Annotated in this window: 17 protein-coding genes, 2 pseudogenes and 1 riboswitch; of the genes and pseudogenes, 7 read left to right on the top strand and 12 right to left on the bottom strand. The window is 73.3% G+C overall.

Annotated features, from left to right (window positions below; translation table 11 throughout):
• Positions 1-10: 10 nt before the first annotated feature.
• The gene (locus tag ACLQ2U_RS15365) at positions 11-1,267 is read right to left on the bottom strand and encodes an aminotransferase class V-fold PLP-dependent enzyme (protein WP_425751300.1); all 1,257 of its coding nucleotides are present in this window, start codon (positions 1,265-1,267) and stop codon (positions 11-13) included.
• Between the two features lie 50 nt (positions 1,268-1,317).
• Positions 1,318-1,435: riboswitch (SAM riboswitch) on the bottom strand.
• A 65-nt stretch (positions 1,436-1,500) separates the two neighbouring features.
• Between ACLQ2U_RS15365 and ACLQ2U_RS15360 the strand changes: the two genes are divergently transcribed.
• A complete protein-coding gene (locus ACLQ2U_RS15360) occupies positions 1,501-2,946 on the top strand; it encodes a PrsW family intramembrane metalloprotease (RefSeq protein ID WP_425751299.1) in 1,446 nt (481 codons plus the stop codon).
• A gap of 37 nt (positions 2,947-2,983) precedes the next feature.
• On the opposite strand, the gene ACLQ2U_RS15355 is transcribed toward ACLQ2U_RS15360, so the two are convergent.
• On the bottom strand, positions 2,984-3,139 hold the full coding sequence (locus ACLQ2U_RS15355) for a hypothetical protein (RefSeq protein WP_425751395.1): 156 nt from the start codon (positions 3,137-3,139) through the stop codon (positions 2,984-2,986).
• Between the two features lie 127 nt (positions 3,140-3,266).
• On the bottom strand, positions 3,267-3,605 hold the full coding sequence (locus tag ACLQ2U_RS15350) for a GroES family chaperonin (RefSeq protein WP_425751298.1): 339 nt from the start codon (positions 3,603-3,605) through the stop codon (positions 3,267-3,269).
• A 160-nt stretch (positions 3,606-3,765) separates the two neighbouring features.
• Here ACLQ2U_RS15350 and ACLQ2U_RS15345 point away from each other — a divergent pair, with 160 nt between their 5' ends.
• Complete coding sequence (locus ACLQ2U_RS15345) at positions 3,766-5,064, top strand: AI-2E family transporter (protein WP_425751297.1); 1,299 nt, start codon at positions 3,766-3,768, stop codon at positions 5,062-5,064.
• A gap of 143 nt (positions 5,065-5,207) precedes the next feature.
• Here the strand turns inward: ACLQ2U_RS15345 and ACLQ2U_RS15340 are convergent.
• Both ACLQ2U_RS15340 and ACLQ2U_RS15335 read right to left on the bottom strand, forming a co-directional pair.
• Positions 5,208-5,894: pseudogene (locus tag ACLQ2U_RS15340) on the bottom strand (ATP-dependent DNA helicase); the annotation flags it as partial.
• Positions 5,895-6,047: 153 nt separating this feature from the next.
• A pseudogene (locus ACLQ2U_RS15335) lies at positions 6,048-7,406 on the bottom strand (ATP-dependent DNA helicase); the annotation flags it as partial.
• 138 nt (positions 7,407-7,544) lie between these two features.
• Here ACLQ2U_RS15335 and ACLQ2U_RS15330 point away from each other — a divergent pair.
• On the top strand, positions 7,545-8,048 hold the full coding sequence (locus ACLQ2U_RS15330; RefSeq protein ID WP_425751296.1) for a DUF402 domain-containing protein: 504 nt from the start codon (positions 7,545-7,547) through the stop codon (positions 8,046-8,048).
• 6 nt (positions 8,049-8,054) lie between these two features.
• On the opposite strand, the gene sigJ is transcribed toward ACLQ2U_RS15330, so the two are convergent.
• A complete protein-coding gene (sigJ, locus tag ACLQ2U_RS15325; protein ID WP_425751295.1) occupies positions 8,055-9,023 on the bottom strand; it encodes an RNA polymerase sigma factor SigJ in 969 nt (322 codons plus the stop codon).
• A gap of 472 nt (positions 9,024-9,495) precedes the next feature.
• On the opposite strand from sigJ, the gene ACLQ2U_RS15320 reads away from it, so the two are divergent.
• The 3 genes from ACLQ2U_RS15320 to ACLQ2U_RS15310 all read left to right on the top strand — a co-directional run bounded on the left by ACLQ2U_RS15320 (position 9,496) and on the right by ACLQ2U_RS15310 (position 12,033).
• Positions 9,496-10,266, top strand: a complete 771-nt coding sequence (locus tag ACLQ2U_RS15320; protein ID WP_425751294.1) for a PPK2 family polyphosphate kinase — start codon at positions 9,496-9,498, stop codon at positions 10,264-10,266.
• A 131-nt stretch (positions 10,267-10,397) separates the two neighbouring features.
• A complete protein-coding gene (locus ACLQ2U_RS15315; RefSeq protein WP_425751293.1) occupies positions 10,398-11,024 on the top strand; it encodes a DUF47 domain-containing protein in 627 nt (208 codons plus the stop codon).
• A 4-nt stretch (positions 11,025-11,028) separates the two neighbouring features.
• Positions 11,029-12,033 carry an anion permease gene (locus tag ACLQ2U_RS15310; RefSeq protein WP_425751292.1) on the top strand — a complete coding sequence of 335 codons (1,005 nt, stop codon included), beginning with the start codon at positions 11,029-11,031 and terminating at the stop codon, positions 12,031-12,033.
• Between the two features lie 49 nt (positions 12,034-12,082).
• Here ACLQ2U_RS15310 and ACLQ2U_RS15305 read toward each other — a convergent pair whose 3' ends face one another.
• Positions 12,083-13,051, bottom strand: a complete 969-nt coding sequence (locus ACLQ2U_RS15305) for a Gfo/Idh/MocA family protein (RefSeq protein ID WP_425751291.1) — start codon at positions 13,049-13,051, stop codon at positions 12,083-12,085.
• Between the two features lie 70 nt (positions 13,052-13,121).
• Here ACLQ2U_RS15305 and ACLQ2U_RS15300 point away from each other — a divergent pair, with 70 nt between their 5' ends.
• Complete coding sequence (locus tag ACLQ2U_RS15300) at positions 13,122-13,949, top strand: NUDIX hydrolase (RefSeq protein WP_425751290.1); 828 nt, start codon at positions 13,122-13,124, stop codon at positions 13,947-13,949.
• Positions 13,950-14,065: 116 nt separating this feature from the next.
• Here the strand turns inward: ACLQ2U_RS15300 and pstB are convergent, their stop codons facing one another.
• The 5 genes from pstB to mshD all read right to left on the bottom strand — a co-directional run bounded on the left by pstB (position 14,066) and on the right by mshD (position 19,627).
• Entirely contained in the window at positions 14,066-14,842 is a 777-nt protein-coding gene (gene pstB / locus ACLQ2U_RS15295; RefSeq protein WP_425751391.1) for a phosphate ABC transporter ATP-binding protein PstB, read from the bottom strand.
• Between the two features lie 20 nt (positions 14,843-14,862).
• Positions 14,863-15,951, bottom strand: coding sequence for a phosphate ABC transporter permease PstA (pstA, locus tag ACLQ2U_RS15290; protein WP_425751289.1), 1,089 nt, complete (start codon positions 15,949-15,951; stop codon positions 14,863-14,865).
• On the bottom strand, positions 15,948-17,039 hold the full coding sequence (gene pstC, locus ACLQ2U_RS15285) for a phosphate ABC transporter permease subunit PstC (RefSeq protein ID WP_425751288.1): 1,092 nt from the start codon (positions 17,037-17,039) through the stop codon (positions 15,948-15,950). The genes pstA and pstC overlap by 4 nt, the downstream gene beginning before the upstream one ends.
• 48 nt (positions 17,040-17,087) lie before the next feature.
• Positions 17,088-18,188 carry a phosphate ABC transporter substrate-binding protein PstS gene (gene pstS / locus ACLQ2U_RS15280; RefSeq protein ID WP_425751287.1) on the bottom strand — a complete coding sequence of 367 codons (1,101 nt, stop codon included), beginning with the start codon at positions 18,186-18,188 and terminating at the stop codon, positions 17,088-17,090.
• Positions 18,189-18,700: 512 nt separating this feature from the next.
• Positions 18,701-19,627, bottom strand: a complete 927-nt coding sequence (gene mshD, locus ACLQ2U_RS15275) for a mycothiol synthase (protein ID WP_425751286.1) — start codon at positions 19,625-19,627, stop codon at positions 18,701-18,703.
• Positions 19,628-19,653 lie beyond the last annotated feature (26 nt).

Raw genomic sequence — 19,653 nt, 5'->3', positions numbered from 1 at the left:
CGCCGGGGGCTCAGCGCAGCGCGGCCAGGGCGGCCAGCAGCCGGTCCACGTGCGCCAGCGTGCTGCCCAGCCCCACGCTGACGCGCAGCGCGGTTGGCGGCAGGTCGTCCCGCCCGCTACGCGCGGCCGCCTCGGCGAGCAGCCGCCGGGCCAGCGGATGCGCGCAGAAGAGCCCGTCCCGCAGCCCGATGCCGTGCTCCCCGGCCAGCTCCGCGGCGACCTCGGCGGAGTCCCGGCCGGCCAGCACGAACGAGACGATGCCGACCCGGGGCGCGTCCGGGCCGAAGGTGCGCAGCTCCACCGCGTCCGGCAGCGCGGCCAGCCCGTCCCGGAGCCGGGCCAGCAGGAGCTGCTCGTGGGCGTGCAGCGCGGCCCGGTCCGCCCCGGCCAGCGCATCACAGACCGCGGCCAGCGCGACCGCGCCGAGCAGGTTGGGCGTACCGCCCTCGTGCCGGGCCGGGCCGGTGGCCCAGCGCACCTCGTGGGTGGCGGACCCGACGTGGCTGGTGGCGCCCCCACCGGCCAGGTACGGCGGGGCGGCGTCCAGCCAGTCCGCCCGGCCGAGCAGCACACCCGCGCCGAACGGGGCGTACAGCTTGTGCCCGGAGACGGCCAGGTAGTCGACGTCCAGCGCGGCGACGTCCACCGGCGCGTGCGGGGCGAGCTGGGCGGCGTCGACCACGATCCGGGCGGCGTGCCGCCGGGCGGTCCGGGCCAGCTCGGCCACCGGCCAGCGCTCGCCGGTCACGTTGCTGGCCCCGGTGACCGCCACCAGCACCGGCGGGGCCGAGCCGGCGCCCCGGCGCAGCTCGGTCAGGGCGGCGTCCAGCGCCCGGACCGCGCCGGCGGGGCTCTCCGGCACCGGCAGGCGTACCGAGCCGCGCGGCCAGGGCAGCAGGTTGGCGTGGTGCTCCCCGGCGAAGGTGACCACCGTGGTGCCGGTGGGCAGCGCCCGGGCCAGCAGGTTCAGCGCGTCGGTGGTGTTGCGGGTGAAGATCACGTGGTCGTCGGCCCGGGCGCCGAAGGCGTCGCCGACCGCCTGCCGGGCCCGCTCGTAGGCCAGCGTGCAGCGCCGCGACAGCGCCCCGGCGCCGCGGTGCACGCTGGCGTACCAGGGAAGAAGCTCGGCCACCGCGTCGGCGGCGGCCCGCGCGCACGGTGCGCTGGCGGCGTGGTCCAGGTTGATCTGCCCGGGTACGCCGAGCACGGCGAGCGGGTCCGCCGCGGCCGGCGCCGGCGGGGCGGGCGGTAGCAGGGTGACGGTCATCGGTGGGGCCTCCGGGGTCCAGGGACCCCGGGGTGGGCACACCGGGACGGGGTCCGCGCTTGCCCAGCACACGGATCGGGCCGGGCCCGGTCATCACCCGGGGCACCCCACCGCGAAGACGAGGGTTGCCGGCCAGCAAGCCGGGGCTTGACGCTGGCGCTCGTGACCTGCCGGCAGCATAACCACTCCCGGAGCGCCCGGCCCACCGGGCCACGGGTGACTACGCTGACCGCATGGCCGACACCCCGCCCGGCGGGCCCCCGCCGCCGCCCGCCGCGCCCGCCGTCCCGCCGCCGGGTGCCGCCGCGCCCCGGATGCCGCTGCGCCGCCTGGGCTGGCGGCGCGTCATGGCGCTGACCCTGGCGGTGCTGCTGATCGCCGCCTGCGCGGTCTACATGCTCTACGTACTCGGCTCCAACCTCGGCCTGGACGCCCTGCTGATCGGCGTCGCCGCCGCGATCCTGCCGGTGCCGGTCCTGGTCGCCTGCTTCCTCTGGCTCGACCGGTACGAGCCCGAGCCGCTGAAGTACCTGATCTTCTGCTTCGCCTGGGGCGCGTTCGTCTCCACCGCGGCGTCGCTGCGGGTCAACGAGACCGCCGCCGGGCTGTTCAAGGACTGGGGGGTGTCGTCCGCGCTGACCGGCGTGCTGGTGGCCCCGTTCATCGAGGAGCTGACCAAGGCGCTCGGCCCGATCCTGCTGCTGGTCTTCCGGCGTCGGGAGTGGTCCGGGATCACCGACGGCCTGGTCTACTGCGGGCTCTCCGCGGTCGGCTTCGCCATGGTGGAGAACATCCTCTACCTGGGCGGCTACGGCTACGCCTCGGGTGCCGACCAGTGGGGCCCGGCCACCGGGGTCCGGCAGGTCATCGCCATCTTCATCACCCGGATCCTGCTCTTCGGCTTCGCCCACCCGCTCTTCACCTCGATGACCGGCGTCGGGCTGGGCATCGCCGCGCGGACCGCCGACCGCCGGGTGCGCTTCCTCGCCCCGGCCGCCGGCCTGCTGCTGGCGATGATGCTGCACGGCACCTGGAACCTGCTGCCGACGCTGGTCCAGGCCACCGGTGAGCTGGTGATCTTCATGTACGGCATCCTCGGGGTGATGGTGCCGATCTTCTTCGGCATGGTCGGCTTCGCGATCTGGCTGCGCGCCTGGGAGGGACGGCTCACCGAACGCACCCTGCCGGACTACGTCCGGGCCGGCTGGCTTACCCCGCCCGAGGTGGCCGCCCTGGGCAGCCTGGGCCGCCGGCACGCGGCCCGCAGCTGGGCCCGTCGGGTGGGTGGCGACCCCGGCCTGCGGGCGATGCGCGGCTACCAGTTCGCGGCCACCCGGCTGGCGCTGCTGCGGGACGGGATGCGCCGGGGGCTCGACCGCAAGCCGGCCGACCGGGAACGGACCCTCCGGGAGGAGCGGGAGCTGCTGGAGGCGATCGCGGCGTACCGGTCGTTCTTCGTGGGCCGGGACCCGCAGGTGCCGGTCGGGGTCTGGGACGGTCAGCGCTACCACCTACGGTTCCCGGACGGCTCGCAGCGCCCGGTCGACCCGCCGGACTCCCCGGTGGTGCCGATCCCGGTGGTGCTCGCGCCCCCCGCCCCGGCGCACCCGGTGAGCTACGGCCCGCCCGGCTGGTACGGCCCGCGCCCGGCCGCGCCCTGGCCGCCCGGACCCCGCTGACGCCGCCGGGGTCTGCCGAGGCCGGCCCCGGCGATGGTCAGGTCATCAGGCCGGTCATGAAGTCACCGAGGCCCTGGAAGATCGCCATCAGGCCCGCGCCGATCCCCTTGAACATCTGCGCCGCCCCGTCCGGCCGGAACGCCATGAAGAAGATCAGGAACGCGATGAAGCCCCAGAACAACAGCTTCCTCACTAATTCCGGCATCATCCCTCCCCAGGGCTGGCTGGGGCCTGGCTTCCCCTCGACAGGAAGCCCAAACGGCGCGGCCAGTGGGTTGAGGTGAAACGACGGCACGCCGGTGCCGTCGCCAGGTGATCGGCTACAGGTAGAGGCCGGTGGAGTCCGGCTCCACCCGCTCGGCGGCGACGGCGTGCACGTCCCGCTCGCGGAGCAGGACGTACCCCCGGCCGTGCAGCTCGACCTCGGAGCGCTCGTCGGGGTCGAAGAGCACCCGGTCGCCGGAGACGATGGAACGGACGTGCGGGCCCACCCCGACGGCGGTCGCCCAGGCGAGCCGCTTGCCCACGGCGGCGGTCGCCGGGATCACGATGCCGGCGGTGGAGCGGCGCTCGCCCTCGCTCACCTCCATCTTCACCAGCACGCGGTCGTGCAGCAGACGGATCGGCAGGCCGGAGTCGAGGTTCTGGTCGGCGGTCACGCAGAGACGCTACCGCGCGCGGAATGGCCGATCGCCCGGTGGTTGCGCGCTGGTGGTGCGGGGCAATGTGTGGCGGAACTGCCCTACGGTGGCGGCTGTCGGACGTACCCTGTCCGGACCGTCGTCATGAGCGGCCCGGTTTGTTCCTGAGGAGGTGCGCTTGAGGCGCTTCGAGCGGGTACGCGGCCGGCTCCGCCGCGCGTACGAGTCCGGACGCGAGTCGGTGCGCGCGGGTCGCGCCGACCACGCCGACGTTCCCGAGGAGGCCGGGGTGGCCTCGCCCGCCCAGCCCGGCCCGCCGGCGCCGCCGTCCGGGACGGTGGTCGGCGCGGAACCGCCCGCGGAGATGCACAACTCCACCTCCAGCCGGGACGACGCGGACGTGCCGCACTCGCTGCGGATCGCCGCCGCCTGGTCGTGGCGGCTGATCGTGATCGGCGTGGTCACCTGGGCGCTGCTGCGGATCGTCGGGACGATCAGCATCGTGATCATCCCGCTGGCGGTAGCGCTGCTCCTCTCCGCGCTGCTCGCGCCGGCCGTGGGCTGGCTGTTGCGGGCCCGGTTCCCGAGGTCGCTGGCCACGGGCGTGGTGCTGGTCGGTGGCCTGGCCGCGGTGGTCGGCACGCTGACCCTGGTGGTGAACGAGTTCATCAAGGGTGCGCCGGAGCTGAGCGACAAGTCGTCGCAGGGCGTGCGGCAGATCCAGAACTGGCTCAAGACCGGCCCATTGCACCTCTCCGACAAGCAGCTCGACCGGTACATCGACGAGGCGCAGGGCTGGATCAACGGCAACACCGAGAAGTTCACCAGCGGCGCGCTCTCCACCGCGGCCACCCTGGCCGAGGTGCTGACCGGCGCCGTGCTGGTGCTCTTCGCCACCTTCTTCTTCCTCCGCGACGGCAACCGGATCTGGCGGTTCCTGGTGCGGCTGCTGCCGGTGGCCGCTCGCTGGAAGGTCGACGACGCCGGCCGGGCCTCCTGGGCGACGCTGGGCGCCTACGTCCGGGCCACCGTGCTGGTGGCCTTCATCGACGCGGTCGGCATCGGCATCTTCCTGGTCATCTTCGACATCCCGTTCGCGTTCCCGCTGGCCGCGCTGGTCTTCCTGGGCGCGTTCATCCCGATCGTCGGCGCCGCGCTCTCCGGGGTCGTCGCGGTGCTGGTGGCGCTGGTGGACAGCGGCCCGGTGACCGCGCTGATCATCCTCGGCGCGGTGATCGGCGTGCAGCAGCTGGAGGGGCACGTGCTCCAGCCGCTGATCATGGGCCGGGCGGTCGCCATCCACCCGCTCGCGGTGATCATCAGCATCGCTGCCGGCGTGGTCCTGGCCGGCATCACCGGCGCGCTGGTCGCGGTCCCGCTGATCGCGGTGCTCAACACCGCGGTCCGCCGCCTCGCCGCCCGCTCGGTCCCGGACACCCCGCCCGACGCCGTGGTCGTCGCCTCCCAGGCGCCCTGACCGAGCCGGATCGTCTCGGGCCCGTCCCCCACCGAGGGGGCGGGCCCGGCTCGTCGATCGACCCCGTTCGCGGCATGTCGCGCCGTCCCGCCCGGCCGACACCGCCGTTTGCGGCGGGTCGCGGTGTCCGGGGCGGGGCGGGGTCAGGCCTTGGCGAGGCGCTCCAGGGCGCCGCGGGCCACCTCCGGGCGGGTGGTGTACCAGAACGGGGGGAGCGAGCGGCGCAGGAACGGGCCGTAGCCGCGGGCCGTCTCCAGCCGCGAGTCGAGCACCGCGACGACCCCGCGGTCGCCGGTCGCCCGAATCAGCCGGCCCACCCCCTGGGCCAGCCGGACCGCCGCGATCGGCACGCTGACCGCCGCGAAGCCGGAGCCGCCGCCGGCGTCCACCGCGGCCGCCCGGGCCGCCGCGAGCGGCTCGTCCGGGCGCGGGAAGGGCAGCCGGTCGATCACCACCAGCTGGCAGGAGTCGCCCGGCACGTCCACCCCCTGCCAGAGCGACATCACCCCGAACAGGCAGCTGGACCGCTCCTCCCGGAACCGGCGGACCAGCAGCGGCAGCGCCTCCTCGCCCTGCAGCAGCACCGGCAGGTCGGTCCGCGCGCGGAGCAGCTCGGCCGCCTGCTGCGCGGCCCGTCGTGAGGAGAAGAGCCCGAGGGTACGACCACCGAGCGCGCCGACCAGCCCCAGCAGCTCCTCGCCGGCCGCCTCGGGCAGCCCGGACACGCTGGGGCGGGGCAGGTGCGCGGCCACGTAGAGGATGCCCTGCCGGGCGTAGTCGAACGGGGAGCCCACGTCGAGCGACCACCAGCCCGGCCCCTCGGTGGCCGGGACGGTCCCGGTGGCGGGCCGGCTGCCCGGGGTGATCGCCACTCCGCCGCCGGCCGTCGGCCCGGTGGCCCCGGTGGGCCCGCTGCCCGGCGCGGTGGCGCCCGGGCGGCCGGCGGAGGCGGCGGCCAGCGCGGCGGCGGCCGGCGACGGCGGGGCGGGCGGGGGCGCGTCCAGCCCGAGCGCCCGGGCCACCGTGTCGAACCGGCCGCCCAGCGCCAGGGTCGCCGAGGTGGCCACGACGGTGCGCTCGTCGTACAGGTGGGTGGCGAGCGTGCCGGCGACCGAGAGCGGCGCGACCACCAGCGCCCGGCGGCTGCCGTTCTCCGGCTTCTCCACCCAGGCCACGTCGTGGTCGGCCTCCTCCAGCAGCCGCTGCGCGGTGGTGGAGAGCTCGTCCAGCACCGCCTTGGCCTGTTGCTTGCGGACCGGGTCCGGGTCGTCGGCCTTGACGTCGCCGATCGCGTCCAGCGCGGCCCGGGTGGCCGCGTCCAGCAGCGTGCACGCCTCGCGCAGCGGGATCGGCAGTCCGCCGGTGATCCGCCCGGCCGGCGCCTCGGCCAGCCCGACGGCGAGCGCGTCACCGGCCTCGGTGAGCCGATCGGCGACGTCGGGCCGGAGCAGCGGCCGGGCCCGCCGGGCCGACCGGTCGATCAGCTCCGGCACCAGCTCGGCCTGGGCGGCGGAGGAGACCCGGTCGGCCAGCTCGTGCGCCTCGTCGACGATCAGCAGCTTGTGCGGCGGCACGATGTGCCGGCCGGCGAGCATGTCCACCGCGAGCAGGCTGTGGTTGGTGACCACGATGTCGGCCTCGCGGGCCCGGGCCCGGGACGCCTCGGCGAAGCACTCCGCGCCGAACGGGCAGCGGGCCGCGCCGACGCACTCCCGCGCCGGCATGGAGACCAGCCGCCACGCCTGGTCGTCGACGCCCGGGTCCAGCTCGTCGCGGTCGCCGGTGTCGGTCTCCTCCGCCCAGTCGCGCAGCCGCTGGACCTGCTTACCGAGCCGGCCGGCCTCGCCCAGCCACTTCGTCCCGCCGGGACGGGCGGCCGGCGCGTCGAAGAGGGTGTCCTCCGGCTCCTCCTCGGTGGAGTTGTCCAGCCGGGCCAGGCAGAGGTAGTGGTGCCGGCCCTTGAGCACGGCGAAGGTGGGCCGCCGGCCGAGCAGCGGCTCGATCGCGTCGGCGAGCCGGGGCAGGTCGTGGTCGACCAGCTGGGACTGCAACGCCAGGGTGGCGGTGGAGACCACCACCGGCCCGTCAACGGTCAGCGCCGGCGCCAGGTAGGCCAGCGACTTGCCGGTGCCGGTGCCGGCCTGCACCAGCAGGTGCTCGCGGGTGGCGACGCTCCGCTCGATCGCCTCGGCCATCTGCTGCTGGCCGGGACGGGCCGCGCCGCCGGGCACCGCGCCGACCGCGGCGGCGAGCAGCTCGCTCCCGCTGGGCCGGGCGCCCCGACGCCGGCCGCCGCGGGCCGTCGGGGTGCCGGAACCGGTGGCGGTGCGGGGCGGAGTCACCGTGCGACGGTACCCGCCGCCGCCGACACCGGGTGCGCCGCTGCCCCGCGTGGCGCGGTGACCGTACGGATTCCCGCGACCCCTGACCGGTTACGGCCGTGCGGCGACGGGCGGGCGGAATCGGCTAGGGTGCGACTCATGCCGAGCGATGTGGTCCGCGTGATCTACCGCAAGTACGACGGCAGCGCCCACCGCGACTACCCGGCCCGCCGGCTCGCCGAGGACGACCTCGGCGTCTGGCTCGGCGTACCGGCCGGCACGGAGTCGGTCTACCACGGCCGGCCGTCCGTCGAGCAGATCCCCTTCGTCCTCCTCGTGCCGCACCACGGCTGGTGGACCGGCATGTTCAACCCGCCTCCGCGGACCAGCGAGGTCTACTGCGACATCGCCACCCCGGCCCGCTGGGAGGGCGAGACCGTGCACCTGGTCGACCTCGACCTGGACGTGGTGCGCCGGCGCGCCACCGGCCTGGTCGAGCTCCGCGACGAGGACGAGTTCGCCGACCACCGGGAGCGCTTCGGCTACCCGGACGACCTGGTCGCCGAGGCCGAGACGGCGGCCGGCTGGCTCTTCACCGCGCTGGGCGACGGCACCGAGCCGTTCGCGACGTCGTACCGGAAGTGGCTGGCCCTGGTGGTCTGACCGGGCTCACCAGCGCGGCGGCCAGCCGTCGTCCGGGCCCAGGTCGGGCAGGTGGTGGAGCTTGTCCGGGTTGAGCTGGTTGAAGATGCCGGTGAGCCGGCCGTCGTGCACGGCGAAGGCGGTGACCAGCCGCAGCGGGCGGCCGTCGGTGTGCACGGTCTCGAACTGCAGGCCGAGCGAGCCGTCCACCAGCACCGGCCGCGCCTTCACCCGCTGGGCGTACCGGCCGGCCCGGCCGAAGAGACCCAGGTTGAAGCGGGCCACCGCGTCGGCGCCGGTGACCGGGCGACGGGCCGCGGGGAACTGCCCGCCGCTGTCGCCGATCAGCACCACGTCCGGCGCCAGCACCCGGACCAGGGCGGCCAGGTCGCCGGACTCGGTGGCGGCGACGAAGGCCGCCACCACCCGCTGCTGCTCGGCAGGGTCGGCGGTGTGCCGGGGTGAGTCCGGGGCGGTGACCGCGCGGCGGGCCCGGGACGCCAACTGCCGGGCCGCCTCCGGGCTGGTGTCGAGCGCCTCGGCGATCCGGACGAACGGCACCGCGAAGATGTCGTGCAGGACGAAGGCCACCCGCTGCTCGGGGGTGAGGCGTTCCAGCACCACCAGCAGCGCGGTGCCGACCTGGTCGCGGCGGACCGCCCATTCGGCCGGGTCGGGGGCGAACCCGTCGGCCGTCGGGCTCCCGCTCAGCGGGGTGACCAGCGGCTCCGGCAACCACTGGCCCGGGTACGTTTCCCGGCGTACCCGGGCGGACCGGAGCAGGTCCAGGCAGATCCGGGCGCAGGTGGTGGTGAGCCAGCCGCCGAGGTGCCGGACCTCGGCGCGGGCGGCCGGGTCGGCGAGCGCGCCGGCGTAGCGCAGCCAGGTCTCCTGGACGGCGTCCTCCGCCTCGCTCCGGCTGCCCAGCATCCGGTACGCGACCGCCATCAGCCGCCCGCGCTCGGCCTCGAACTCCGTCGCCAGCTCCACCGTCATCCCGGCCTCCCCGCCCAGATTCTGCCCACCCACCGGATGTTCCGCCGCCCGAAACGTGACACCCGCCGTCCCCGCCCCCCTCGGACCCGGCCGCCGGCCTCGAGATCCGCAGAACTTCACGGAAAGAGTGGCCTTTTCGAGCGGCGGGGGCCACTCCTTCCGGGACAGTGTGCGGATCTTGAAACGCGGGGGCGGGGGCGGGGCGGGTGGACGCTCGGGAGGCGGCTGCCGGCGGGGTGGGTGAGGATCGGGGGATGGGCGGAGTCGATGAATCGGAGCTCGTGCTGCCGGAGGGTGGCAGGATGCGGGAGTTGTTGCGGGTTGCCTCGGACGGCAGCGCGGTGGACCTCGGGGCGATCGACCCAGGTCGACGCCAGGCCTGCCCGGCGCGGCCGGGACGGGCAAGGAGCGCAAGGCCTGGGCGCGGGGGCAGGTCGACCTGATCGGCGCGGAACTGGGCCGGCGGCAGGAGATGCTCTTCGCCACCGCCAAGGCGGCCGCCGAGCCGGAGGGCCCCGCCTCCGCCCCCACTCGGGGTGGGCCGGAGCTGGACGGGGGCCGGGCGGCCCGGGTGCTGCTGGTGCTCCAGGCGATGGACTGCGGCGGCAAGGACGGCACGGTCAAGCGGGTGGCCGGCGCGATGAACCCGCTCGGCCTGCACATCCGCTCCTTCGGCCCGCCGACCGTGGAGGAGCTGCGGCACGACTTCCTCTGGCGGATCCGCCGGGCACTGCCCCCGCCCGGGTACGTCGGGATCTTCAACCGGTCGCACTACGAGGACGTGCTGGTGGTCCGGGTCGGGTCGCTGGTGCCGGAGGCCACCTGGCGGGCCCGGTACGACGAGATCAACGCCTTCGAGCGGGAGCTGACCGACGCCGACGTGACCCTGGTCAAGGTCATGCTGCACATCTCCCACGAGGAGCAGGGCGAGCGGCTGATGGAGCGGCTGACCGACCCGACGAAGTACTGGAAGTACAACCCGGGCGACATCGACGCCCGGGCGCGCTGGGACGACTACCAGGCGGCGTACGCCGAGGCGTTGGGTCGGTGCGGCGCGGAGGCCGCGCCCTGGTTCGTGGTCCCGGCGGACCGCAAGTGGTACCGGGACTGGGCGGTGGCCCACCTGCTGCGGGAGACGTTCGGCGGACTGGATCTGGGGTATCCGCCAGCCGGTTTCGACGTGGAGCAGGAGCGCCAGCGGTTGCGGCACGGCGACGAGAGGGTAAAGGTGAACGGCGGGTGAACGAGCGGTGAATCAGGCCTGACCTGGGGTGGGCCGGCGAATGCCCGATTCCGTGGTGTACCTAGCATGCCCTTCAGCGGACGCCCGGACGGCGTCGGCCACCCTTCCACCAACACGACGAGGTCCGTGCTGTGAAGTTTTCCTTCCGTCCCACCGAGGGCGCCTTCTACGAGCTCTTCACCAGGGCCGCGCAGAATCTGGTGAAGGGCACCGCACTGCTCAACGAGCTGGGCCTGCCCGACGTCGACGTGCAGTCGGTGAGCGAGCGGCTGACCGAGGTCGAGCACGACAGCGACCAGATCACCCACCAGCTCTACAAGAAGATCAACTCCACCTTCATCACCCCGTTCGACCGCGAGGACATCTACCGGCTGGGCTCGCTGCTGGACGACGTGATGGACCACCTCGAGGCGGTCGGCAACCTGCTCTACCTCTACGGCCTCACCAAGCTGCCCTCGCTGCCGCGCGAGCTGCACGAGATGGTGAACGTGCTCGACCAGCAGGCGAAGCTGACCGCCGAGGCGATGCCCCGGCTGAAGTCGATGAAGGACCTCGAGGACTACTGGATCGAGTGCAACCGGCTCGAGAACGACGGCGACCAGACGTACCGGATGCTGCTGGTCCGGCTCTTCTCCGGCGAGTACGACGCGCTGACCGTGCTGAAGATGAAGGAGGTCGCCGACGAGTTGGAGGCCGCCTGCGACGCCTTCGAGCACGTGGCCAACACCGTCGAGACCATCGCGGTCAAGGAGTCCTGATCCTGTGAGTCCCGAACTCATCGCCGTGCTGGCGGTGATCGCGGTGGCCCTGGCGTTCGACTACACCAACGGCTTTCACGACGCCGCCAACGCGATCGCGACCAGCGTCTCCACCCGGGCGTTGACACCCCGGATCGCCCTGCTGCTGGCCGCGGTCGGCAACTTCGTCGGCGCGCACTTCGGCGCCGGCGTGGCCAAGACCGTCGGTGACGGCCTGGTCATCCTGCCCACCGGCGTGGCCAGTCTGGGGGTGCTCTTCGCCGGGGTGCTCGGCGCCATCGCGTGGAACCTGATCACCTGGTACTTCGGCCTGCCGTCGTCCTCCTCGCACGCCCTCTTCGGCGGCCTGGTCGGGGCGACCCTGCTCGCCACCGGCGGCGTGGTGCAGTGGGCCAACATCGGCGAGAAGGTCATCCTCCCGATGATCCTGTCGCCGCTCGTCGGCCTCACCCTCGGCTACCTGCTGATGCTGGCCATCCTCTGGCTGTTCCGCAAGGGGCAGCCGGGCAGGCTCAACCGGGGCTTCCGCTGGGCGCAGACGGTCTCGGCAGCGGCCATGTCGGTCGGCCACGGTATGCAGGACGCCGCGAAGACCATGGGCATCGTGGTCCTGGCCCTCTACACCGGTAATTTCCAGGACGACAAGACGCACATCCCGGGCTGGGTGTTCTGGACCTCGGCGACCATGCTGGCGCTGGGCACGTACGCCGGCGGTTGGCGGATCATCCGCACCCTCGGCCGCAAGATCATCGACCTGGGTCCGCCGGAGGGCTTCGCCGCCGAGACGGTGGCCAGCTTGGTGCTCTACTTCAACGCCCTGGTGCTCAAGGCGCCGATCTCCACCACCCACACGATCACCTCCGCGATCATGGGCGTGGGTGCTACCAAGCGGCTCTCCGCGGTGCGCTGGAACGTCGCCGGCAACATCGTGATCGCCTGGATCATCACGTTCCCGGCGGCCGCGCTGATCGCCTGCCTGACCTACCTGGTGGTCCGGCCGCTGTTCTGATCCGGTTGAACCGCCCGTCGAGGGGCTCCCCGCCACGGCAGGGGGCCCCTCACGCGTAGTCGACCCCGATCCGCGCCCGGATGTCGTCCAGCAGCCCCATCACCTCGAGGGTCACCGGGTGCGGCACCAGCGGGCTCTCGGTCAGCCCGGCGGCCAGGCAGCGCTGCACCTCGGCGGCCTCGTGCTGGTAGCCGCCGCCGACCAGCTCGGCCGGGAGCGTCTCGGGCTCGGCGCCGGCCCGGTGCAACACCGCCGCGTCGGGCCGGTAGAACGGCTCGGGCAGGTCGATCCGGCCGGTGGTGCCGGTGATCGAGGCGGTCACCGCCGTGGCCCCGACCATGCCGCAGCTCAGCGTGGCGACCGCGCCGGAGTCGTAGCCGAGGACGATGCCGGTGTTCTCGTCCACTCCCTCGGGGCCGAGCTTCGCCCAGGCGTGCACGTGCTGCGGCACGCCGAGCAGCAGGTGGGCCAGGCTCACCGGGTAGACGCCCAGGTCCAGCAGGGCGCCGCCGCCGAGGGCGCGGGCCCGCATCCGGTGCTCGGGCGGGAACGGCCCGGCGGCCCCGAAGTCCGCGCGTACGTGCGTCACCTCGCCGATCGCCCCCTCCGCGATCAGCTCGCACACCCGCAGGATCAGCGGGTTCGTCCGCATCCACATGGCCTCCATCAGGAAGACCCCGCGGACCCGGGCCAGCTCGACCAGCTCGGCGCCGGTGGCCAGGTCGAGGGTGAACGGCTTCTCCACCAGCGCCGCCCGGCCGGCCTCCAGGCAGGTCCGGGTCGCCTCGTGGTGCGCGGCGTGCGGGGTGGCCACGTAGATCACGTCCAGCTCGTCGTCGGCGGCCAGCTCCGCCCAGGAGCCGTATGCCCGGGCGGCGCCGTGCCGGGCGGCGAAGCGTTCGGCGCTCTCCGGCGTCCGCGAGCCGACGGCGACCAGTTCGGCCCCTGGCACCAACCGGAGGTCCTCGGCGAAGCGGCCGGCGATGTGTCCGGTGGCGAGAATCCCCCAACGCGTCATGCCGGCACGCTATCCCGGGCCGCCCGGTGGCCGGGCGGCTGATCCACCGGTCGGGAACTAGGCTCGCGGGATGACGATCGACGGCTTCGCCGCACCCCCCGCCCTGGTGGAGCACGCCCGCAGGTTCCGCGCCGAGGGCGCCGCCCCGGCGCCGCCCCGGGTCGCCGCCACCGTGCTGCTGCTCCGCCCGGCCGGTGCCGACTTCGAGGTGTACGTCATCCGCCGGGTGGCCGCGATGACCTTCGGCGGGATGTACGCCTTCCCCGGCGGGGGGGTGGACCGCTCCGACTCCCAGACCCACCTGGACTGGGCCGGCCCGGCACCGGCCGAGTGGGGCGGGCGGCTGGGGCTCGCCCCGGACGCCGCCCAGGCGGTGGTCTGTGCCGCTGCCCGGGAGGTCTTCGAGGAGGCCGGCGTCCTGCTGGCCGGCCCGGACCGGTCGACCGTGGTGGGCGACGTCAGCGGCGACGAGTGGGAGGTGGCCCGGCAGGACCTGGAGGGGCGCCGGGTGGGCTTCGCCGACCTGCTCGCCGGGCGGCGGCTCACCCTCCGGTCGGACCTGCTGCTGCCGTGGAGCCGGTGGATCACCCCGGAGTTCGAGCCGCGCCGCTTCGACACGTACTTCTTCGTGGCCCTGCTGCCCGAGGGGCAGCGGACCCGAGACGTCTCCGGCGAGGCCGACCACACCATGTGGATCCGCCCGGCGGACGCCCTGGCCCGGGCGGAGGCCGGCGAGCTGACCATGCTGCCGCCGACGCTGGTCACCCTGGCCCAGGTGGCCGCCGCCGGCGACCTGGCCGGCGTGGCCCGCGCCGCGGCTACCCGCGACGCCGCCACCCCGGTCACCCCGCGTCTGGACCTACCGGAGGACGGCGAGCCCCGCTTCGTCCTGGACTGAACCGCCCGCCGGTCAGCCGGCCTCTTCGCCCAGGTTCGCTGACGAGCTGGCCCCGGACACGCCGAGGGACGCCGGTCAGGTCGACCGACGCCCCTCGCGGACCGGGAACCAGCGGCTCAGCCGAAGCGGCCGGTGATGTAGTCCTCGGTCTTCTTCAGGCTCGGGTTGCTGAAGATCTTCTGGGTGTTGTCGTACTCGATCAGCCGGCCGGGGTCGCCGGTCTTGTCGATCGAGAAGAACGCGGTCCGGTCGGAGACCCGGGCCGCCTGCTGCATGTTGTGGGTCACGATGATGATCGTGAACTTGTCCTTGAGCTGGAACATCAGGTCCTCGATGGCCAGCGTCGAGATCGGGTCCAGCGCCGAGCAGGGCTCGTCCATCAGCACGACCTGCGGCTCGACCGCGATGGTCCGGGCGATGCAGAGCCGCTGCTGCTGACCGCCGGAGAGGCCGGCGCCCGGCTTGGCCAGCCGGTCCTTGACCTCGTCCCAGAGGTTGGCCGAGCGGAGCGCCTTCTCGGCGGCCTCCTCCAGCAGGGACTTCTTGCGGAGCCCGTTGAGCTTCAGGCCCGCCACCACGTTGTCGAAGATCGACATGGTGGGGAACGGATTGGGACGCTGGAAGACCATGCCGATCATCCGGCGGACGGCCGTGACGTCCACGTCCCGGTCGTAGATGTTCTGCTCGTCGATGGTCAGCTGACCCTCGACCCGGGCCCCGGGCAGCACCTCGTGCATCCGGTTGATCGACCGCAGGAAGGTCGACTTGCCGCAGCCCGACGGGCCGATCAGGGCGGTGACCGTCTTCGGCTCGACGGTCAGGTTGATGTTCTCGATCGCCTTGAAGTTGCCGTAGTAGGCGGAGACGTTCGTGGCTTCGATGCGCTTGGCCATGGTGGTGGTACCTCCGGTGATCAACGGCTCAGCCTGTTGCGGCGGGCGAGCAGCTTCGCCGCGATCGTCAGGATCAGGACGAGAGCGACCAGGGTGAGGGCGGCGGTCCAGGCCCGGGCGGGCGAGTACTTGGACGCGTCGCCGGCCTGCTGGTAGACGAAGAGCGCCAGCGAGGACTGGTTGTTCTCGAACGGGTTGAAGTTGATGGCGGCGGTGCCGCCGGCGACCAGCAGCACCGGGGCGGTCTCGCCGGCCGCCCGGGCGATGGCGAGCATCACGCCCGTGACGATCCCGGGCAGGGCGGTGGGGAGCACCACCCGCAGGATCGTCTTCCACTTCGGCACGCCGAGGGCGTAGGAGCCCTCGCGCAGCGGAGCCGGCACCAGCCGGAGCATCTCCTCGGTGGAGCGCACCACCAGCGGCAGCATCAGCACGCTCAGCGCCAGCGCGGCCGCGAAACCCGAGTAACCGGGCTGGCCGGAGGCGGTGAGGTGGGGCGAGACGATCAGCACCCAGAACGCCAGCACGAAGAGGCCGGCGACGATCGACGGGATGCCCGTCATCACGTCCACGAAGAACCGGATCGCGAAGGCGAACCGGCCCCGGCCGTACTCCACGACGTAGATGGCGCAGAGGATGCCCAGCGGCACCGTGATCAGGGCGGCGAGGCCGACCTGCGCCAGGGTGCCGACGATGGCGTGGTACGCGCCGCCCTCGGCGTCCCGCGGGCCGATGTTGTTCATCGAGGTGTTGAAGAAGTTGTAGTCCAGCCGCTCGGTGCCCTTGCTGATCAGGGTCCAGACGAGCGAGATCAGCGGCAGGGCGGCGAGCACGAAGGCGGCGTGGATCAGCGAACTCCAGGTGCGGTTGCGCGCCTGCCGCCGGCCCTCCACCGCGGAGCTGGCGACGTAGACGCCGGCGAGGTAGAGCAGCAGGCCGACGACGATCACCAGGACGGTGCCGCCGATGCCGGTGCCGTAGACGAGGGCCGCCGAGAGGGCCAGCGCGCCGGCGGCGATGCCGAGCACCCAGAGCAGCGGCAGCCGCCGGGTCCGCAGCGTGAGCGGCTGCGCCGGCGGTCGAGTGCGGTGCGACGTGATGGTGCTCATGCGGCGGACTCCGTGAACTCCCGGCGGCGGTAGATGATCGCCCGTGCGGTCATGTTGACGATCAGGGTGATGACGAACAGCACCAGACCGGAGGCGATGAGCGCGCCCCGGCCGACGTCGTTGGCCTCACCGAACTTCACCGCGATGTTCGCGGCGATCGAGTTGCCGCCGTTCTCCAGGATGTTGAAGGAGATGTTGTAGGCGAAGCTCAGCGTCAGCGCGAGGGCGATGGTCTCGCCCAGCGCGCGGCCCAGGCCGAGCATGACCGCGCCGATCACGCCGGGCCGGCCGTACGGCAGCACGGCGGTGCGGATCATCTCCCACTTCGTGGAGCCGAGGGCCAGCGCGGCCTCCTCGTTGGCGGTCGGCGTCTGCAGGAAGACCTCCCGGGAGAGGGAGGTGACGATCGGCAGCACCATGATCGCCAGCACCAGCGCGCCCAGCAGGACCGAGCGGCCGAACGGCCCCTCACCGCCGAAGATCGGGATCCAGCCGAAGTAGGTGTTGAGCCAGACCGACAGGTCGGTGACCGGGCCGACGAAGTAGTCGCGGCCCCACAGGCCGAACACCACGCTGGGGACGGCGGCCAGCAGGTCGATCAGGAACCCGAGGGCGGTGCCGAGCCGGCGCGGCGCGTAGTGGGTGAGGAACAGCGCGATGCCCAGCGCGACCGGCACCGCCACCAGCAGCGCGATCGCCGACGACAGCACCGTGCCGAAGGCGAGGGCACCGATGCCGAACTTCGGCTCCGGGTCGTTGGGGAACCAGCCTTCGAAGCTGAAGAAGTTGACGGTGTTCGCGCGGAGCGCCGGCACCGCCTTGGTGATGAGGAAGATGGCGATGGCCACGATGGTGATCAGCACCACCGAGCCCGCGGCCATGGTCAGCAGACGGAAGACGGTCTCGGCGCCGAACTTCTGCCGTCGGGGCAGCGCTCCGCCACCGCCGATCGGGCCGCGCGGATCCCGGCTCGTCGGCATGGCTGAGAGGTCGGCCGGAACCGCCGAACCGGCGAGTCGGACGTGACGGTCAGTCACGCGCGACCCGCCGGTGCTGGCGTCGGCCGAGCGGGGTGGGATGTCGCCCATCTGCTCGCTCGCTCCGTTACGAAAGGGGTCAGGTGTGTATCAGGTGGTTCAGGACATCTTGCTGACGGCGTCGGCCACCTTGGTGCGGACCGACTCCGGCAGCGGGGCGTAGCCCAGTTCGGTCAGGACCTGCTGGCCCTCGGTGCTGGCGGTGTAGGTCAGGAACCCCTTGACGGCCTTGAGCTTGTCGGCCGGCAGGCCCTTGCTGCAGGCGATCTCGTAGGTCACCAGGACCAGCGGGTAGGCACCGGCCTCCTTGGTCTTGTAGTCGATCGACAGCGCGAGGTCGTCGCCCTGGCCCACGACCTTCGCGCCCGCGACGGCCTTGCCCGCGTTCTCGGCGGTCAGCTCGGCGAACTCACCGGCACCGTTCTGGATCTTGGCAACGCCCACACCGGCGTTCTCGGCGAACGACCACTCGGTGTAGGTGATGGAGCCCGGGGTGCTCTTGACGAAGTTGGTGACGCCGTCCGAGCCCTTCTGGCCGGTGCCGCCCGGGGCCTTCCACTCCTTGGCCTTGCCGAAGGTCCAGTCGGCCTCGGAGGTCTTGCTGAGGAAGTTGGTGAAGTTGTCGGTGGTGCCCGACGAGTCGTTGCGGTGCACCGTGGTGATCGCGTTGGACGGCAGCTTGGCGTTCGGGTTGTCGGCCTTGATCGCCGCGTCGTCCCACTTGGTGATCTTGCCCGCGAAGATCTTCGCGACGGTGGACGGCTTGAGCTGCAGGCCGTCGACGCCCTGGAGGTTGTAGGCCACCGCGATCGGGCCGGTCACCATCGGCAGGTCGATCGCCTGGCCACCGGTGCAGCGCGCATCCGCCTTCGGCTTCTCCTCCGGCTTGAGCGCGGAGTCCGAGCCGGCGAAGTCGGCGGTGCCGGCGGTGAAGGCCTCGATGCCGGCGCCCGAACCGGTGGGCTCGTAGTTGATCGTCAGGCCCGAGCACTTCTGCTGGTAGGTCTTGATCCACTCGGCCATGGCGTTCTTCTGTGCGGACGAGCCCTGTGCGTTCAGGGTGCCGGTGCCGCAGTCGGCGGCGGCGGAGCCGGCGGCCGACGGGGTGGTGGGCTCGTTGTTGTCCGAGCCGCAAGCGCTGAGACCGAGCATCGCGGTAAGGGCGAGGCAGGCGATGGCGCCGTGCCGCTGGAGCTTCACCTGAGGGGTTTCCCTTCACGTCTTGTGGATCCGACCGGTTGGTCGTTCCGGCGCCGGCGCTGACCGGCTGATACGAAAGCTAGGAGCGTCAGGTAGCCGGTTCGCCGGTCGCACATGAACGGAAGGTGAACACCCACGGCCATCGGCATGGCCGCTGCCTGAGGGGCGGTCGTCCGTTAGGTGAACCGCCGTCTCGCTATCGCGATATATCCGATTTACCCGGCCAGCCGTTATCGCGCCGATGCTGCCCCGTTACGGCGCGGTGACCGCGGTCGGAGCGCTCAGGACAGCCCGTCGACCGTCGCCACGGTCACCGCCTCCGGCAGCGGCGCGTACTCCGGCCGGGCGATCGCCGCAACGCCGGACGGGGCGACGAACCGGTCCGGGGCGGTCCGCCGCGGGCACCGTCGGCCGTCCCTCGCGCGGCGTACGAGAGATGCCGGTGCCGGTGCCCGGAGGGCGCGTCGTCGAGCGTGGCGCGCCGCCGCGCGTCGCCGGCCGCGCGTCGCGGGTCAGCCCAGCCGGTAGTTCACGTGCCCGCACCAGCGGGCGAACCCGAGCCGCTCGTAGAGCGCCAACGCGCCGGTGTTCGACTCGTCCACGTACAGCATCACCTTGTCCAGCTTCCGCTGGTCGCGCAGGTGGATCAGGCCGGCGGCCGTCAGCGCCCGGCCGAGGCCGCTGCGGTGCGCGGTCGGGTCGACCCCGAGCACGTAGACCTCGCCGATCCGGGCCGAGCCGGGCCGCTCATGCACCTTGGTCCAGTGGAAGCCGACCGGCCGGCCGGTCGACTCCTCCACGGCGAGCAGGAAGCCGGCCGGGTCGAACCACGGCTCGGCCAGGCGCACCCGCAGGTCGGCGGGGGTCCAACGGCCCTGCTCGGGGTGCGCGGCGAAGGCCCGGGCGTTGAGCGCGAGCCACGCCTCGTCGTCGTCGCCGGGGCGGAACGCGCGCAGCGTGACGCCGTCCGGCAGCCGCTGCTCGGGCAGCGTGGCGGTCAACGGGCGGCGCAGCTGCCAGAGCACCCGGGCCCGGTCGAAGCCGAGGTCGACCGCGAGGGCCGCGGCGGACGGGTGGTCGCCGTGCGCCCAGGCCCGCAGCGGGCCGGCGGCCGCCGCCAGGACACCCCGGGCCAGCGCCCGGCCGGTGCCCCGCCACCGGTACGCCGGGTGGACCACCAGTTCCACCCCGATGCCGGCCGCCGCGTCCGTGGTGTCCAGGTGGGCGTACCCGGTGAGGGTGCCGTCGGCGGCCCGGGCGGTCAGGTGGACGGCCGCCGCCTCCGGGTCGCGCAGTCGTAGCAGCGTGTGCTCGTCGAAGGGGTCCGCGCCGTCGGCGTCGCCCGCGAGGCGGGCCAGCGCCAGGGACTCGGCCACCTCGGCGGGGGCGAGTCGATCGGTCCGGGCCACCCGGTCGGTCGTCGGTTCCGCGCTGCTCACCCCGTCACCGTAGCCGTATCCGTCGG

The organism is Micromonospora sp. DT47, from assembly GCF_049844475.1.
Taxonomy (GTDB): domain Bacteria; phylum Actinomycetota; class Actinomycetes; order Mycobacteriales; family Micromonosporaceae; genus Micromonospora.
The sequence above is the reverse complement of the archived record's forward strand: the minus strand, read 5'-3'. Positions and strand labels throughout refer to the sequence as shown.